The sequence below is a fragment of the Leclercia sp. LSNIH3 genome (genome assembly GCF_002935105.1).
Classification (GTDB): Bacteria; Pseudomonadota; Gammaproteobacteria; order Enterobacterales; family Enterobacteriaceae; genus Enterobacter; species Enterobacter adecarboxylatus.
This window is the reverse complement of the sequence record NZ_CP026387.1, coordinates 3,541,825-3,561,643: the sequence shown is the minus strand read 5'-3', so window position 1 is coordinate 3,561,643 and position 19,819 is coordinate 3,541,825. Positions and strand designations below refer to the sequence as shown.

Sequence of the window (19,819 nt, the reverse complement as noted above, 5' to 3'; positions counted from 1 at the left end):
CCAAACTGACGCACGTGGAAAGGGTAACAGACGGGTCTCAGGTGACGCTGAATGATTCCTCCATCGTTAAAATCGATGCCGAACGCGCCGACATTCTCGACTACGATCGCAGCGGTAACGACCTGATCGTTAAGCTGAATGATGGCGAAGTCATCACCCTCAAAAACTTCTTTGTCGCGGGCGATCAGGGGATCAGCCAACTGGTGCTGGAGGAAAGCAACGGCGCCTTGTGGTGGATCGCCGATCCCATGGCGGCAGAGGGCTACCAGTCGATAGCCTCCATTGATGCCCTGCTGGCGGGAACAACCACCGCGTCGGCAGGTGAGGCGGCGATCTGGCCGTGGGCGTTGGGTGGCGTGGCAGTGGCAGGCGGCATTGCCCTGGCCGCAGGTGGCGGCGGTGGCGGTGGTGGTGGCGGGAGCGACGACGATAATGGCAATGGCGGTGGCAACGGCGGTGATGGGGATGGTGACGGCGGCAACGGCGGTAACCCCACGCAGCCAGGCACCGATCCGAACGACACGACCCCACCGGGCGCGGCCAGCAACCTCAGATTCTCCGCAGATGGCACTCAACTTAGCGGCAGCGCCGAAGCCAACAGCACCATCACCGTCACCGATGCCAACGGGAATGTGGTCGGCAGAGGCCAGACCAACGGCAACGGCGAGTTCACCGTCGATTTGGGCACGCCGTACACCAACGGCGAGACCCTGACCGTCACCCCGACTGACGGGGCAGGCAATACCGGACCGGGAACCCCGGTGACCGCGGTAGATACGACACCCCCGCAAGCCCCAATCCTCGACAGCGTTACCGATGATGTGGGCAGCGTAACCGGCACGCTCGCCAGCGGCCAGACCACCGATGATGCCCGTCCGACCTTTAGCGGCAGCGGCGAACCCGGCAGCACCATCACAATTTACGATAACGACGTCGCCATCGGCACGGCGCAGGTGAACAGCGACGGCAGCTGGAGCTTTACCCCTGACACTGCCCTGGGCGAAGGGGCGCATCAAATCACCACCCGGGCCACCGACGGCGCGGGCAATACCGGACCGGCCTCACCGGCATTCAGCTTTAACGTGGACACCGTTGCCCCGAATGCCCCTTCCAGCGTGACGATCACTGACACCACCGGGACGGTGCAGGGCGTGCTTACCGCCGGGCAAACCACCGATGCCAACCGCCCTGCCCTGACCGGCACCGGCGAGGTGGGCAGCACCATCACGATCTATGACAACGGTCAGCCCGTGGGCCAGACCACGGTGGGGGAAGATGGCAAATGGAGCTTTACCCCAACGACCCCTCTCGCGGATGGCGCGCACAGCATCACCCTGACGGAGACCGATCTGACGGGCAACACCAGCGCCCCTTCCGCTCCGTTTGACTTTACCATTGACCGCACCCCGCCGGACCAGCCGACCATCAGCCTGATCCCTGGCGGCACCGAGGTCATCGGCACCGCCGAGCCAGGCAGCACGATCACCATCACCAACGGTAGCGGAACGGTGATTGGTACCGGCCAGACCGATGCCAACGGCGACTACAACGTGGTTCTCACCGAGCCACAAACCGAAGGGAATACCCTCAACGTGGTGGCCTCCGATGCCGCCGGAAACCAGAGCCAGCCAGTGAGTACCGTGGTGGGCGATGTCACCCCGCCTGACGCACCGACCGATCTGGCGATCAATCCTGAAGGCACGGTGGTGACCGGTAAGGCAGAAGCAGGCAGCACCGTCACCCTTCGCGATGGCGACGACGTCATCGGCAGAGGCGTTGCCGGCCCTGACGGCAGCTTCGAAATTCTCCTCAGCACCCCGCGCCTGAACGGACAGGAACTGGTGGCCACCGCCACCGACCCGGCGGGCAATACCGGGCCGGAAGGCAGTGTGACTGCACCGGACGTCACCCCGCCGCAGGCCCCGCTCATCACCAGCGTGGTGGATGACGTAGAGGGCCTTACCGGCGTGGTGGGCAACGGTCAGGTCACTAATGACTCCCGTCCGCTCATCACGGGTACCGGCGAACCGGGCGCGACCATTAATATCTACAACGGCGAGGCCCTGGTGGGGACTGCCGAAGTGGATGAGAACGGCAACTGGACCACCGAGCTGGAGCTAAGCGGCGACGGTGGCTACGTCCTGACGGCGCAGGCCGTTGATAGCAATGACAACCGCAGCGAATTCTCCAACAGCTGGAGCATCATCCTTGATGCCACGCCACCGGCTACGCCAGCCATTTCCCAGGTGATCAACGATCTGCCTGAGACCGCAGAAGCCATCGCCAACAACGGCACCACCAACGACAACCGCCCAACCCTGTACGGCACCGGCGAAGCGGGTTCGACGATCAGCATTCGGGTGGATGGCGTAGAGATCGGCACCGCCCAGGTGGGCAACGGCGGGGAGTGGAGCTTCACCCCAGCCACGGCGCTGGCGGATGGTCTGCACGAGATCACCACGGTGGCAAAAGATGCCGCCGGGAACAGCAGCCCGGCTTCCGGGGCCTTTACCCTGACCATTGATACTGTCGCCCCGGACGTTCCGGTGATCACCCGGATCGAAGACAACACCGGCAGCGTGCAGGGGGATGTAAGTAACAACGTCCCGACTGACGAAACCCGTCCGGTGATCCACGGCAGCGGCCCGGCGAATGCGCAGATCAGCATCTATGAAGGCACCACCCTGCTCGGCACCACCACCAGCAATGCGGAAGGTATCTGGAGTCTGCAGCTTGCCACCCCGCTGGTTAACGGCACCCACGTCCTGACCGCATCGGTGAGAGATGCGGTCGGCAACGTCTCCACCTCCGACAGCTTTAACCTGGTGGTGGATACCCTGGCCCCGGCCACTCCGGGAGTACCGGCGATCACCGTCAACCCTGACGGAAGCGGCGAAGAGCCGCTCACCTCCGGCGGCAGCACCCGCGACACCACCCCAACCCTGAGCGGCACCGGGACAGAAGGCGATATCGTCACCATCTACGACGGCACCACCAAAATCGGGGAAACCACCATTCCGCCTGGCGGCAACTGGACCTGGACCCCGCCAGCCGGGCTGCCAAATGGCACCTACGATCTCAGCCTGACCGTGACCAACAAAGATGGCGCAGGCAACGAGAGCGCCCCGTCGCAGCCGGTGTCCATCACCATCGATACCGACGCGCCGGATAAACCTGACGTGCCGGTGGTCACCGATAACGTCAGCGACATTACCGGGCCGGTGGACAACAACGGCGCGACCAACGACACCCGTCCGGTACTGAGTGGCACCGGCACACCGGATGACGTGATCAGCATCTACGACCAGACCGCGGACGGTAACGTGCTGGTGGGCGAAGTGGTGGTGGATCTCAACGGCAACTGGACATGGCGTTCAGAGACGCCGCTGGCCGAGGGGTCACACAGCTTTACCGTCATCGCCACCGATGCCGCGGGCAACGCCTCGGTGGTGTCGGACACCATTACCGTGACCGTTGACAGCCAGCTCCCGGAGATCCCGCTGATTAGCAGCGTGGATGGCATCGCCGCGGGCGGCAGCACCAACGACACCCCCCCAACCGTCACCGGGACCGGCGAAAACGGCACCACGGTGATCCTCTACAGCAATGGCGTTGAAGTCGGGCGCGGGCTGGTCAGCAACGGCAGCTGGTCCATCACCACGGCCGCGCTGAAGGATGGCGCGACGACCCTCACCGTAGCGGCAGTGGATGCCGCCGGGAACGTCAGCAGCGCCGGAAGCGACTTTACCTTCACCATCGACACCGTGCCGCCGGGCAACCCGCAACTGCTGGAGATCTCTGACAGCACGCTGGCCAACGGCACGCTGTACGTGAACAGCGGCACCCCGACTCTCAGCGGTACCGGCGAGCCGTTAAGCACCGTTACCGTCTCCGTTGACGGCAATCCTCTCGGCGAGGTGCAGGTCAACGAGCAGGGGCAGTGGACCTTCCCGCTGCCGGTCGGCACAACGCTGTCCGATAATCCGCATACCATCACCGTGGTAGCGCGCGACGCGGCGGGCAACACCAGCGAAAGCGGCCCGGTCAGCGTGGTCGTCGATACTGACGCGCCGGACGCGCCGGTGGTCAGCGAGGTCGTCTCCGGCGGTACGCCGCTGACCGGCACCGCCGAAGCAGGTACTACCATTACGGTCACTGGCCCGGGTAACGTGGTGTTGGGCACCGCCGTGACCAATGCGCAGGGGCAGTTCTCCGTGGCCCTGACCCCACCGCAGTACAACGAAACCACGCTGAACGTGGTGGCGAGCGATCCGGCGGGTAACGCCAGCGATCCGGTGAGCTTTGACGTCCTGCCGACGCCACAATTGCCGGACGTTCCTGTTATCGACGCCATCCTGGATGACAACGGCACCGCCGGTGACGTCAACGTCAAAGGTGGCAGCTCCAACGACGCCACCCCTACCCTCACCGGTACGGCGATCGCGGGCAGCCTGGTCACCATTTACCTGGACGGTAGCACCACGGCGCTGGGCACCGTCACGGCCGACGAAGTGACGGGAGCCTGGTCGTTCCCGATTTCAGATGCCCTGGCTGAAGGCAGCCACAGCTTCAGCGTGACCGCTACCGTCGACGACCAGACCAGCGGCCAGTCTCCGGGGGCGACGGTCAATATCGATCTCACCCCACCGGCCACCCCAACGTTTGGCAGCGTGGTGGACGACGTTGGCCCGCAGACCGGCACAGTGGTCAGTGGCAGACCTACCAATGATGACCTGCCGACCTTCACCGGCACAGCGACCCCGGGCGATGTGATCCGCCTTTACGCCGACAATACCCTGATCGGCACCGCGACGGTGGGCAACACCGGGGCCTGGAGCATTACCCTGGCCCAACCGCTGGATGATGGCACCTACGCCCTCACCCTCAGCGCCACCGATCCGGCCGGGAACGAAAGCCCGCGTTCTGAAGCCTTCTCCCTGGTGGTGAATACCACTGCGGACGCCCCAATCATCACCGGGGCCAACGATGATGTCGGGCCGGTTACCGGCAACGTCGCCAACAACGGCAGCACCGATGACAACACCCCAACCCTCACGGGCACCGCGGAAGCGGGCAGCAGCGTCGCCATCTACGACGGCATTAGGCTGATTGGCACCGTCACCGCCAGCGCCACGGGTGCCTGGAGCTTCACGCCGACCACCGTGCTGGCGGAAGGTCAGCACGTCTTTACCGCCGTCGCTACCGATAGCGCGGGCAACGTCAGCCCGATCTCCGGTTCCTACACCCTGACCGTTGACGTGACCCCACCGGCCACGCCGCTGATCACCAGCATCAACGACGATGTGGCGGGCAATACCGGCCTGCTGACCAACGGCCAGGTCACCAACGATGTGCGCCCGGAACTGACCGGCACCGGCGTGGCGGGCAGCACGGTTCACATTCTGGATAATGGGGTGGAGATCGGCACCGCGCTGGTCAGCGCCAGCGGCAACTGGAGCTTTACGCCGTCCACCGATCTGGCCTCAGGGCCACACGATCTGCGCGTTAACGCTACCGATGCCGCGGGCAACGTCTCCGGCGCCTCGCCCATCTTCAACATCACTATCGATATCACTGCCCCGTCGGCACCGGTGCTGGACACCGTGGTGGATGATGTCGGCACGGTGACCGGCACGCTGGACAGCGGCGATGTCACTAACGACGCCCGTCCAACCTTTACCGGCAGCGGCGAAGTGGGTGCCACTATCCGCATTCTTGTCGATGATCAGGAGATCGGCACCGCGGTGGTTAACGCCTCGGGCAGCTGGACCTTTACCCCGGAGACGGCGCTCGAAGAAGGCTCGCGCAGCATCCGCTTTACCGCCACCGATACCGCCGGGAACACCGGTCCCGCCAGCGATCCGTTTATTCTGACGGTCGATACGCTGGCACCTGCGGCCCCAACGCTCACCGCCATCAGCGATAACGTGGGTCCTATCCAGACGCCAATCACCACCTCCGGCCAGGTCACCGATGACGCCTTACCAGGGTTAACCGGCACCGCTGAAGCCAACGCCACGGTGGTGATTTACGATAACGGTGCCCAGGTTGCCACCGTGCAGGCCACGGAAACCGGGGAGTGGAGCTGGACCCCAACCACGGCCCTGAGCAACGGCAGCCACACCTTCACCACCAGCGCCATTGACGCGGCGGGCAACCTCAGCGAAACCTCGCCGGGCTTCACGCTGATTGTCGATACCCTGAAACCAACCGCGCCAGTGATCGCGTTGGCGATTGACGATGTTGACCCGGTGACCGGGGCGCTCACCAGCGGCCGCACCACCAACGATCAACAGCCTGTGCTCACCGGCACCAGCGAACCAAATGCCCGGGTGCAGATTTTCAATGGTGAGACCCTGATCGGTGAAGGCATCGCCAATGCCAATGGCAGCTGGTCGATCGAAGTAAATACAGAGCTTAGCGATGATGTGTACAGCTTCACGGCGGTGGCGATCGATGCGGCAGGGAATATCAGCGATCCGTCCGCGCCATTCACCCTGACAATAGATACCCAGTTGCCGGACGCGCCGGTTCTGGTCTCGGTCACGGATGATGTGGGCGAGCCGGTGGATCTCACCAGTGGCCAACTGACCAACGACGCCAGACCGACCCTCAGCGGCACGGCCGAGGCGGGCAGCACGGTGAACATTTACGACGGCACCACCCTGCTGGGCAGCGCTACCGTCGGGGCGAACAACGCCTGGAGCTTTACCCCAACGACGCCGCTGGCTGACGGGGAACATACGCTCACGGTGACCACCACCGATGCGGCGGGCAACGTCAGCCCACCTAACGAAGGGTTTGTCATCAACGTCGATGCCACCGCTCCGGTCGCACCGCTCATCACCTCAGTGGTGGATAACGTCGGCTCAGTGCAAGGTCCGGTGCTTAACGGCAATCCGACCAACGACACCCGTCCAACCCTCAACGGCACCGCCGAAGCCGGCGCAACCGTGCGCATTTACGACGGTGAGACTCTGGTAGGCGAGACCCTCGCCAACGATCAGGGACAGTGGACGCTGGATGAAACCCTCATCGCCCTTGAGGATGGCGAGCATACCTTCACCGCCATTGCCACCGATGCGGCGGGCAACCTCAGCGCGGCATCCCCGGTGGCTTCCATCACCGTTGATACCCTTGCCCCGGGCGCACCGGACAGCTTCACGGTCCTTAACAATGGCAGCACCCTCACTGGCCGGGGTGAAGCAGGCAGTACCATCACCGTGCGCGATGGCAACACGGTGATCGGCACCGGGGTGGTCAATGACACCGGCAGCTTCTCCATCACCCTTACCACGCCGAAACAGAACGGCGAACTGCTGACGGTCACCGCCACCGACAGAGCCGGAAACACCGGCGCGGAAGGCCAGATCGCCGCCCCGGACACCACGCCTCCGGCCATCCCGGTGATTGTGGATGTGGTGGACAACGTGCCCGGCGTGACCGGCACCATCACTGACGGGCAAACCACCAACGATGCAACGCCGCTGATCCGCGGCACCGGCCCTGCCAACACGACGATTCAACTCTACAGCGGCACGACGCTGATCGGCACCACGCAGACCGGCGAGGGCGGCACCTGGGAGATCCAGCTCACCGCCGCGCTGCCTGACGGCGGCCACGTCCTCACGGCGCAATCCGTGGATACCACGGGCAACGCCAGCGCCGCTTCCAACAGCTGGAGCATCGTGGTTGATGCCACCGCCCCGGACGCCCCGGCGATCACCTCCGTGATCAACGATCTCTCCGGCACCGCGGTCGTCATCGGGAACAACACTGCCACTAACGACACCCGTCCGACCCTGAACGGCACCGGGGAAGCCGGGGCCACCATCAGCATTCAGGTGGATGGCGTGGAAGTCGGCACGACCCAGGTAGGGACAGGAGGCACATGGAGCTTCACCCCGGAAGACCCGCTCACCGAGGGGCCGCACGCGATCATCGTCGTGGCGACGGATGCCGCGGGTAACACCGGCGAGGCCTCCCCGGCCTTTAACGTCACCATCGACACCGTACCGCCTGTTGCCCCGGTCATCACCCTGGCCGTGGACAGCACGGGCAGCGTCACGGGCGACGTGGTCAGCGACCAGCCGACCGACGAAACCCTGCCGTTGATTCGGGGGACAGGCCCGGCCAACGCGCAGATCAGCCTCTATGAAGGCACCACCCTGCTCGGCACCGCCACCACCAGCGCGACGGGGGCATGGAGCGTCCAACTGACGACCCCGCTGGGTAATGGCACGCATGCCCTGACCGCCACGGTCAGCGATGCGGCAGGCAATACCGCCGTTTCCAACACCTTTAACCTGGTGGTGGATAACGTGGCCCCTGCCACACCGGCTATCCCGGACATCACCGTCAACCCTGACGGCACGGGAGAGATCGCCCTTACCGGCGGCGGTAGTACCCGTGATACCACCCCAACCCTGAGCGGCACCGGGAATGAGGGGGATATCGTTACCATCTACAACGGCACCACCCCGATCGGTGAAACCACCGTCCAGCCAGGCGGCACCTGGACCTGGACCCCGCCAGAAAGTCTGCCAAATGGCACCTACGACCTCAGCCTGACCGTGACCAACAGTGACGGCGCGGGCAACGAGAGCGCCCCGTCGCAGCCGGTGTCTATCACCATCGATACCGATGCCCCAACCGCACCGGGTCTGCCAGTGGTGACGGATAACGTCAGCGACATTACCGGGCCGGTGGGCAATAACGGCGCCACCAACGACACCCGTCCGGTGCTGAGCGGCACCGGCACACCGGATGACGTGATCAGCATCTACGACCAGACCACCACAGGTAACGTGCTGGTGGGCGAAGTGGTAGTGGATATTAACGGCAACTGGACATGGCGTTCAGAGACGCCGCTGGCCGAGGGGTCGCACAGCTTCACCCTCACTGCCACCGACGAGGCGGGCAACGTCTCTGAGCTTTCCGGCACCATGACCGTGACCGTCGACAGCCTCGTGCCTGACATTCCGGTCATCACCAGCGTGGATGATAACGTTGGGCCGGTCACCGGCAATATCGCAGCGGGCAGTAGCAGCAACGGCAACATCCCAACCGTCACCGGCACCGGGGAGAACGGCACCACCGTTATTCTCTACAGCAACGGTATCGAAGTGGGACGCGGCCTGGTCAGCAACGGCACCTGGACCATCACCACGCCAGTGCTGAAAGATGGCGCGACGACCCTCACCGTGGCAGCAATGGATGCCGCCGGGAACGTCAGCGAGGCGGGCAGTAACTTTGCCTTCACCATCGACACCGTGCCACCGGCAATCCCGCAGCTGCTGGAGATCTCCGACAGCACCCTCGCCAACGGCACGCTCTACGCTAATAGCAGCACCCCAACGCTGAGCGGCACCGGCGAACCGCTGAGCACCGTTACCGTCTCCGTTGACGGCAATCCTGTTGGCGAGGTGCAGGTCAACGCGCAGGGGCAGTGGACGCTGCCGATCCCGGTCGGCACGCCGCTGTCCGATACTACGCATACCCTCACCGTGGTGGCGCGCGATGCGGCGGGCAACACCAGCCAAAGCGGCCCGGTCAGTGTGGTCATCGATACTGACGCACCAGATGCGCCTGCGGTTACCGACATCGTTTCCGGCGGTACACCGCTGACCGGCACCGCCGAAGCGGGTACCACCATTACGGTCACTGGCCCGAATAACGTGGTGTTGGGCACCGCCGTGACCAACGCGCAGGGGCAATTCTCCGTGGCCCTGACCCCGCCGCAAAGCGATGCGGTGACCCTCACCCTGACCGCCAGCGACCCGGCGGGCAACCTCAGCGGCCCGGCAACCTATGACGTCCCGGCCACGCCTGCGCTGCCGGATGTCCCGACGATCGATGCCATCCTGGATGACAACGGCACCGGCGGTAACGTCAACGTCAAAGGCGGCAGCTCCAACGACGCCACCCCGACCCTCACCGGTACGGCGATCCCGGGCAGCCTGGTCACCATTTACCAGGACGGCAGCACCACCGCGCTGGGCACGGTGACTGCCGATGCCACCTCCGGGGCCTGGACATTCCCGGTCTCGACCCTTGGGGAAGGCAGCCACAGCTTCAGCGTGACCGCCACCGTTGATGGCCAGACCAGCGGCCAGTCGCCAGCGGCGACGGTCAATATCGATCTGACGCCACCTGCTGCACCGGTGTTTGGCACCCTGGTGGATGACGTGGGCACCATCACCGGATCGGTGGTCAGCGGCAGACCGACCGACGACAACCAGCCGGTACTGAACGGCACGGCGACGCCGGGGGATGTGATTAACGTCTATTCCGGCGATACCCTGCTCGGTAGCGTCCCGGTGAGCGCCACCGGTGCCTGGAGCTTTACCCTGCCTCAGGCGCTGGACGACGGCACTTATACCCTGACCCTCAGCGCCACCGATCCGGCGGGCAACGAAAGCCTGCGCTCGGATCCGTTCTCGCTGGTGGTTGATACCGTGACGGCTACACCGGTTATCACCGGTGCCAACGATGACGTTGGCCCGGTCACCGGTAACGTCGCCAGCGGCGGGTTCACCAACGACAACACGCCAACCCTGTCGGGTAGCGCGGAAGCGGGCAGCAGCGTCGCCATCTACGAAGGCAGCCGCCTGCTCGGCACCGTGCTGGCCAACGCCAGCGGCATCTGGAGCTTCACACCAACGATGGTGCTGGCTGAAGGCGAACATCGCTTTACCGCCATCGCAACCGACACCGCCGGTAACGTCAGCCCGCTCTCCGGGGAGTATATTCTGACCGTCGATATGACCCCACCGGCCACCCCGGTGCTGGTCAGCGTTAACGACGACGTAGCGGGCAATACCGGCCCGCTGGTCAGCGGCCAGCTCACCAACGATGCACGGCCAGAACTGACCGGCACCGGCGTGGCGGGCAGCACCGTGCACATCCTGGATAACGGTATCGAGATCGGCACCGCGCTGGTCAACGCCAGCGGTAGCTGGAGCTTTATTCCAACCAGCGATCTGGCTCAGGGGGCGCACGCGCTGCGCGTCAACGCTACCGATGCGGCAGGTAACGTCTCGGGCACCTCTCCGACCTTCTCGCTGAACGTAGATACCGTTGCCCCACTGGCGCCGGTGCTCTCCAGCGTGGTGGATGATGTTGGGACCATCACCGGCGCGATCAACAACGGCGGCATCACCAACGACAACCGTCCAACCTTTACCGGCACCGGTGAAGCTGGCTCCACGGTTCGCGTTCTTGTCGACGGGCAGGAGATTGGCAACGCGGTGGTGAATGCGTCGGGCAGCTGGACCTTTACGCCTGACACCCTCATCGAGGACGGGCTGCACAGCGTGACCCTGACGGCCACCGATCCCGCCGGGAATACCGGTCCTGTCAGCGGTGCCTTTACCCTGACGGTGGATACGCTGGCGCCAGCGGCACCGACCATTGTCGCGGCCGCCGACAACGTTGGCCCGATCCAGACCCCACTCACCACGTCCGGTCAGGTCACCGACGATGCCACTCCAACCCTGTCGGGCAGAGCCGCCGCTAACGCCACGGTGACTGTCTATAACAATGGCGTCTCCCTCGGCACCGTGCAGGCCACCGCCGCAGGCGACTGGACCTTCACACCCGAAAACGCACTGGACAACGGCAGCCACACCTTCACCGCCACTGCCGTCGATGCGGCAGGCAACCTCAGTGAGGTCTCGGCAGGCTTCACGGTGATTGTGGATACCCTTAAACCGGTCGCGCCGGTCATCGCCCTGGCTCAGGATGATGTCGGTTCTGTTACGGGCGCGCTCACCAGCGGTCAGCGCACCGACGACACCCTGCCGGTGCTCTCCGGTACCAGCGAACCGAATGCCCGGGTGCAGATCTTTGAAGGCCAGGCCCTGCTGGGTACCGCCACTGCCGATGCCAACGGCAACTGGACGATCCCGCTGACCACGCCGCTCACCAACGCCCTGCACAACTTTACGGCGGTGGCGACGGATGCGGCAGGCAACAGCAGCGATCCTTCTGCGACCTTCAGCCTGACGGTAGATACCCAGCCGCCAGCGGTACCGGTTCTGGTCTCGGTGGTGGATGATGTCGGCACCCAGGTGTCGCTCACCAGCGGTCAGTTGACCAACGATGCCAGACCGACCCTGAACGGCACGGCGGAAGCTGGCGCTACGGTGAACGTCTACGACGGCGATCGACTGCTGGGCAGCGTGGTGGCCGACGCTAACAACGCCTGGAGCTTTACCCCAACGACGCCGCTGGCAGACGGACAGCACACCCTGACGGTGACCGCCACCGATGCGGTGGGCAACGTGAGCCTGCCAACCGCTGGCTTTAACCTTAACCTCGATGCTACCGCCCCGGGCGCGCCTGTCATCACCTCGGTGGTAGATGACGTCGGCTCGATTCAGGGTCCGGTACTCAACGGTAATCCGACTAACGACAACCGTCCGACCCTCAACGGCACAGCCGAAGCCGGTGCAACCGTTCGCATCTACGACGGCACCACTCTGGTGGGCGAGGTCACGGCGAACGCCCAGGGCCAGTGGACGCTGGCGCAGACCACCACCACCCTCACCGACGGGGTGCATAACTTCACCGCTACCGCCACCGATGCGGCGGGCAACCTCAGCGCGGCATCGTCGGTGACCTCCATCACCGTCGATACCGTAGCGCCGGGCGCGCCGGGTGGCTTCACCGTGCTTAACAGCGGCGGCCAGGTTAACGGCACCGCCGAGGCGGGCAGTACCGTGACCATTCTCGGCACTGACAACGTGACGGTGCTGGGCACCGGCGTCGCTGACGCCACCGGGAAGTTCAGCATCACGCTCACCACGCCACAGGTTAACGCCGAACTGCTGCACGTCTTTGCCACCGACCGGGCCGGTAACGCCGGGCTGACGGTGGATCTGCGGATGCCGTACTCGCAGGTGCCAAACCCACCGGCGATTACCAGCGTCAACGACAATGTGGGCAGCATCATCGGCAACCTGCTGAACGGGCAGAGCACGGACGATACCACCCCAACCCTGACCGGGACCGCGCAGCCGTCCTCCACCATCACCCTGTATGACAACAACGTGTTGTTAGCCACGGTGACCACCAACAGCGCGGGGGTCTGGACCTGGACCCCAACCGTGCCGCTGAGTAATGGGCCTCACGCCTTTACCGCCACCGCAGGCAATGCGGCGGGCACCAGCGCCGTGACGCCGCTGAGTTCGATTGTGGTGGATACCGTTGCGCCAGGCACCCCGCAGGGGACCTTCAACGCCGACGGCAGCGTCCTGAGCGGCACTGCCGAAGCGGGCAGCACCATCACCCTGCTGCTGAGCGATAACAGCGTGGTGACCACCACCGCCAACGCGCAGGGCAACTGGAGCTACACCTTCACCGATAAGCAGTCCGAAGGGGAGCGGATCACCCTGTCGGCCACCGATGCGGCGGGTAATACCTCCGTCACCGGCACGGTGATTGCGCCAAACCTGCCGCTGTCGGCCAGTGACAACGTGGTGGGGCTGGCCCTGACCACCAACGCCACCGTCAGCACTGCCCAGTACAGTGACTATGGCGTTCAGCTGGTGGGCGGCGTCGGCAACGTGCTGTCGCTGCTGGGGGAAAACTCGGCCCAGGTGACCTTCAGCGTACCGACCGGCGGTAGTGCGGACATGGAGATCAACGCCAGCGCCACCGGCATTGTCCTCTCCCTGCTCAACACTCTGGAGATCATCGTTCAGCGCTGGAACGGCACCACCTGGACCACAGAAGTGGATACCGGCCTGCCGCAGTTCGCTAACCTGTTGACCCTCGGGGCCAGCGGCGTGACGCTGAACCTGACCGGTCTGCCGGGCGGGCAGTATCGCGTGCTGAGCTACAACTCCAACCTGCTGGCGACCGGGTCGTACACCAGCCTTGATGTGGACGTCACGCAAACCACCGCGGGCACCCTGACCGGCACGCTGGTGCAAAACGGCAACGTCATCACCGATGTGGATCCGGTGAGCGGCAGCGACAGCGCCCCGAACGGCACGGTGGTCACCAGCGTGACCAACGCCAACGGCGTCACGGTCAACGTGGCGGCGGGTACGGCGGGCACCACCATCAACGGGCTGTACGGCACCCTGACCCTGCATACTGACGGGAGCTATACCTACACCCTGACCAACACCAGCGCCTCGGTGCTGGGCCGGACCGATACCTTCACCTACAACATCGCCGGGAAAGGGGCCACGGACGACGCCCGCCTGGTGATCACCCTGGGTGAAAACACGGTGCGCAACAGCGTGACGGCAGTGGACGATACCGCTGCACTGACCTTCAATACGCAGGTGCAGGCTATCGACTACGGTCCATCGAGCCAGAGCGGCTTTACCGTGGTGGGCGTCAACCTGGGTAACGTGCTGAATCTCAACCTGCTGGACGATCGCAGCGAGACGATGAAGTACAGCGTGCAGGAAGGCACCACCCGCACCATGACCATTCAGGGGTCTGTTGGCGGGGTTGCCCTGGCGTCGGTGTTTGACCTCTATATCTACAAGTTCAACCCGGCGACACAGAGCTATGAGCGGATGCGCACCGAGTCAGGCTGGCTGCGCGCGCCGCTGCTGGGCGGCACCTCAGCGCCGCTGACGCTGACCCTGCCGGCAGGGGAATACATCTTCCTGATGAACACCGTCTCAGGGATCACCGCCCTGACCGGCTACCAGATCAACATCCTGGAAGATCATGTTTATGCCGTCACCAGCACCACCGCCGCGACGACCGGCGACGTGCTGCAGAGTGACATTGTGCCAGCAGGCACCTTCGTCACCCAGGTGAACGGCGTTGACGTGAACGCCACGGGCACCACCCGCATTGAGGGGCAGTACGGCACCCTGCTGATCGACGCGCAGGGTAAATACACCTATACCCTGCGGGCCGGGGTGGGGGCCGACCTGATCAGCACGCCGGACACCTTCGTCTATACCGTGACGGCACCGAATGGCGATAAGGACACCGCCTCGCTGAACATCACCCCAACGCCGGTGGCGCTGGATGCGGTCAACGACGTCAGCGATACGCTGAGCGTGGATGCGACCCACCCTGTGGCGGCCTATCGGGATGATACGGTGGGTAACGCGACCTGGAACGCCGCCCTGCTGGCCCCTACCACGGGCAGAGGCAGCGGCGAGTTTGTGGTGGCGGCCAACACCGCCCTGCATGACGTCGTGCTCCACTTCAACGTCGCCTCACTGTTGACGCTGGGCGGCCTGAACGTGAACTGGACCATTACCGGGGCGGGGGTTTCCAGAAGCGGCTCCTTCAATGGCGGTCTGCTGCTGGGTGGCGTTGCCACCATCAACGTCGCGGGTCTGGATCTGGACGCGGGGACTTACACCCTGAGCTTTACCGGCTCCATGGGGCCGCTGGGGGTAGGCGCCATCTCCATCACGCCGTACGTCACCGGGACGACCGTGTTACTGAACAATGAGCTGACCACGGCGGGCCACACCGTCACCGGCAATATCTTTGACGGTTCGGATTCGGGCGGCGTGCTGGATCAGCTCCATTCGGTGGACAGCCGTCTGAGCATCACCAGCTATACCGGCACCGTCACTACGCTGGATCCGTACACCACCGCCACGGCGACCGCCACGGTTCAGGGGCATTACGGGGTGCTGACCATCGGCGTGGACGGGCATTACACCTACACCCTGAACAGCGGCGTCTCGCTGGCCTCGATGACCACGAAGGAGACCTTTACCTACAAACTGACCGGCGATAACGGCACCTCCGATACCGCGACCCTGACCATTGATATGGCACCGAAGTTCGTCAGCTCCGAGCATAACGATACCTTCACCGGTAGCGCCTATGGCGACACGCTGATTTACGAGGTGTTGAACAACACGGCAGGTAACGGCACGGCGGGCAACGGGGGCAATGACCACTGGACCAACTTCTCGCTGGCGCAGGGAGACAAGATCGACATCAGCGATCTGCTGGTGGGCTGGAACGGTCAAAGCGCAACGCTGGGTAACTATCTGCACGTTACCAACAGCAATGGCAATACCGTGATCTCTGTCGACCGAGACGGAACGGCAAATATTTACACCAATACTACACTGGTAACATTGGATAACGTTCAGACAACTTACGAGGAACTGGTTAACCAACAACACATCATCACCAGCTAAGGCTAATAACAAGACCCGGGCGCACGTCGCCCGGGCTTAACATTATAAAGTTGTTCAGTTTTTTAGGGATAATGCCATGAACAAAGTACCTTGCTGGTGGCTGGGGTGCTGCCTGTTGTCCGGGCAGGTCCTGGCCGCCGACTCCCCTGCGGTCATTAGTTTTGGGCAATTAAATGAAAATCAGGAGTTGCCCTCTTTGAATGGACGGGTTGCGTTGCCGACAAGCCAGGCCGCGCCCGGCACCTTAACCCTGGGCGATGCGGTGACACGTGCCGTTAACTGGCACCCCACCATTCGCGAAGCGGTGGGCAAACTCTACGAACAGATACAGCAGGTAGATGTTGCCAAATCGAAGTACTACCCGCAGATCAGCGCCGGTATTAACAACGGCTACAGTAACAACTCCAGCGATACCGGTTTTACCCCTTCCGTGGTGCTCTCCCTCTCCCAGATGCTCTATGACTTTGGCAAGGTTGCCAGCCAGGTGCGCGCCGAAGACGCGGGCGTGGTGGCACAGCAGGCCAATGTGCTGCTGAGCATTGATACCATCGCCCGGGATACCGCCACCGCGCTGGTGCAGGTGCAGATGTGGCAGCAGATGGTGGATACCGCCGAAGAGCAGCTTGAGGCGCTGGGCAGCATCGGCAAACTGACGCGCCAGCGTAATGACGAAGGGGCCACCTCGCTCTCCGATGTGGTACAGACCGACGCCCGTATCGAAGGGGCACGATCGCAGCTCATGCAGTATCAGGCTAATCTCGACAGCGCCCGCGCCACGCTGATGAGCAATCTTGGCTGGAGCAACCTCAACGCGGTCAGCAACACTTTCCCGGAGAAACTGGCCCGCAGCTGTGACATTAAGGAGCCGGATGACCGGCTGGTGCCTGCGGTGCTCTCCTCCTGGGCGCAGGCCAATGTCGCGCAGGCTAATCTGGACTACGCCAACGCCCAGATGACCCCGACCATTTCGCTGGAGCCGGAGGTGCGCCACTACATTAACAATCGCTATCCCGGCCACGATACGCTGGATAAAACCCAGTATAACGTGTCGGTTAACGTCGAGATGCCCATCTACCAGGGCGGCGGCCTGAACGCGCGGCGTAACGCCGCCAGCCATGCGGTGGAGGCGGCGCAGTCCAACGTGCAGCGCACCCGGCTGGACGTGCGGCAAAAATTGCAGGAGTCCCGCAGCCAGGTGATGAGCCTGATGAGCACTCTGCAGATCCAGTCCCGCCAGGAGACCCTCAGCCAGCGCACCCGCGAACTCTATCAGCAGCAGTATCTGGATCTCGGCTCCCGCCCGTTGCTGGACGTCCTGAACGCCGAGCAGGAGGTCTACCAGGCCCGCTTTACCCAGTGGCAAACCGCCGGACAACTGCACCAGCTGCAGATCAACTGCCTGTATAACACCGGACGGATGCGCAATGCCTTCGACCTTGAAAACCACACGATTCAGTCAGTGGAGATCCAGCCATGAAGCAAGACGATATCCTTAACGAGGAGCCGCTGACGCAGGAGGCGCTGGAACACTGGGCGCAGGCGTTTGGCTATGTCGCCACCCGCTACCGGGTGGCCTGTTCCCCCGGGGCGCTGGTGGCGGGCGCCCCCTGGCTACAGGGAAAGAGTAAAACCCCGGCCCTGACCGGGCTGGCCCGCGAGGCGGGGCTCTCTTTTAAGCTGCTGAACAACGGCCAGGAGTCAATCAACAGCTGGCGGTTGCCGGTGGTGGTCGAGCTTAATGACGGCAAGATCGGCGTGATCGAGCACTTCGACGGCGAAGATATGCTGGACGTCTGCTTCTTCGACGGCAAGGCGCAGACCAACCGCATCTCGCTGGCGAAGATGTTACCCGCCATTCATCAGGTGGTGGCCCTGCGTCCGCTGGCGGCGTTAAAAGACAGCCGCGTGGATGCCTATATCTCAAAATACCGCCCGGACTGGCTCTACCGGCTGGTGATGCGCGACCTGCGCCCCTACACCTATGTGATGCTGGCGGCGCTGTTCATCAACCTGCTGTCGCTGGCCGGGATTTTGTTCTCGATGCAGGTCTATGACCGGGTGATCCCCGCCCAGTCCTACCCCACCCTGTACGTGCTGACCATCGGGGTGCTGATTGCCACCCTGTTCGGCTTTATTCTGCGTCTCGCCCGCAGCCACATTATGGATCTGCTGGGGAAACGGGCCGACCTGCGCGTCTCGGACCGGGTGTTCGGCCACGCCCTGCGACTGCGCAACAGCGCGGTGCCCCGCTCCACCGGCAGCTTTATCTCTCAGTTGCGCGAGCTGGAGCAGATCCGCGAGATGGTGACCTCATCCACCATCTCCACCATCGTTGACCTGCCCTTCTTCTTCCTGTTTGTCGGCGTGCTGGCCATCATCGCCCCTCAGCTGGCGTGGATCGCCCCGGTGGCGGCGGTGCTGATGGTGCTGCCGGGCCTGCTGCTGCAGAAAAAGCTGGCGTCGCTGGCGAAGCAGGCAGCCCATGAATCCACCCTGCGCAACGCCGTACTGGTGGAGAGCGTGCAGGGGCTGGAGGACATCAAGCTGATGCAGGCCGAGAACCGCTTCCTGCAACAGTGGAATAGCTACGTTCAGATCACCGCCGAGTCCGGCCTGAAGACCCGCGAGCTGACCCAGGGCCTGATCAGCTGGGGGATGACCATTCAGAGCCTGGTCTACACCGCAGTGATTGTGGTGGGTGCCCCGATGGTGATCGAAGGGGAAATGACCACCGGTGCAGTGGTGGCGGCGTCAATGCTGGCCTCGCGGATGATTGCGCCGATGGCCACCCTGTGCGGCGTGCTGGCCCGCTGGCAGCAGGTCAAAGCGGCGAAAGAGGGGCTGGACAACATTATGCAGCTCCCCACCGAGAACCAACGCGAAGAGACGCCGATCCGCCAGGACGTGCTGCGCGGTCACTACCTGTTCGAGCAGGCGCAGTTTGCCTACGGCGGCGACGTGCAGAACCCGGCGCTGCGCATCAACCGGCTGGAGATCAAACCCGGCGAGCACGTGGCGATCCTGGGCCGTAATGGCGCGGGCAAATCAACCCTGTTGCAGGCAATGGTAGGCAGCATGGTTCTGGTGGGCGGCGAGCTGCGGCTCGACAACCTCAGCCTGCCCCATCTCGACATGGCGGACGTGCGCCGCAACGTCGGCCTGATGAGCCAGAACGCGCGGCTGTTTTACGGCACCCTGCGGGAGAACATTACGCTCGGGATGCCGCGCGCCACCGACGACGAGATTTTTGCCGTGCTGGAGATGTGCGGCGCGGCCGCCTTCGTGCAGAAGCTGGCGAAAGGGCTGGACCATCAGATTATGGAGAACGGTGTCGGGCTATCCGGCGGCCAGCGCCAGTCGATTTTGCTGGCGCGTATGTTCCTGCGCGATCCCAACATCGTCCTGCTGGACGAACCTACCGCCTCGCTGGATGAGCACACCGAACGCGAGTTTATCCAGCGCCTGAGCCAGTGGCTGGGCAACCGCACCCTGATCGTCGCCACCCACCGCGTGCCGATGCTGGAGCTGGTGGAGCGCGTGGTGGTGCTAAAAGAGGGAATGCTGGTGATGGATGCGCCGAAAGCCCAGGCGCTGAGCAACAGCCGGATGCAGCAGCAACAGCAGGCGAATGGCCGGGAGTGGAAAAATGAAAATCAATCAGCATGATGCCGCCG

3 protein-coding genes are annotated in these 19,819 nt (G+C 63.8%); all 3 read left to right on the top strand.

Annotated features, from left to right (window positions below; all coding sequences use genetic code 11):
* Positions 1-41: 41 nt before the first annotated feature.
* A complete protein-coding gene (locus tag C3F35_RS26705; protein WP_146054038.1) occupies positions 42-16,145 on the top strand; it encodes a BapA/Bap/LapF family large adhesin in 16,104 nt (5,367 codons plus the stop codon).
* Positions 16,146-16,221: 76 nt separating this feature from the next.
* Positions 16,222-17,622 (top strand): TolC family outer membrane protein, encoded by a 1,401-nt coding sequence (locus C3F35_RS17275; protein WP_032613346.1) that lies wholly within the window; start codon positions 16,222-16,224, stop codon positions 17,620-17,622.
* Positions 17,619-19,811: a type I secretion system permease/ATPase gene (locus C3F35_RS17270; RefSeq protein ID WP_103792485.1), complete on the top strand. Its 2,193-nt coding sequence runs from the start codon at positions 17,619-17,621 to the stop codon at positions 19,809-19,811. The genes C3F35_RS17275 and C3F35_RS17270 overlap by 4 nt, the downstream gene beginning before the upstream one ends.
* Positions 19,812-19,819 lie beyond the last annotated feature (8 nt).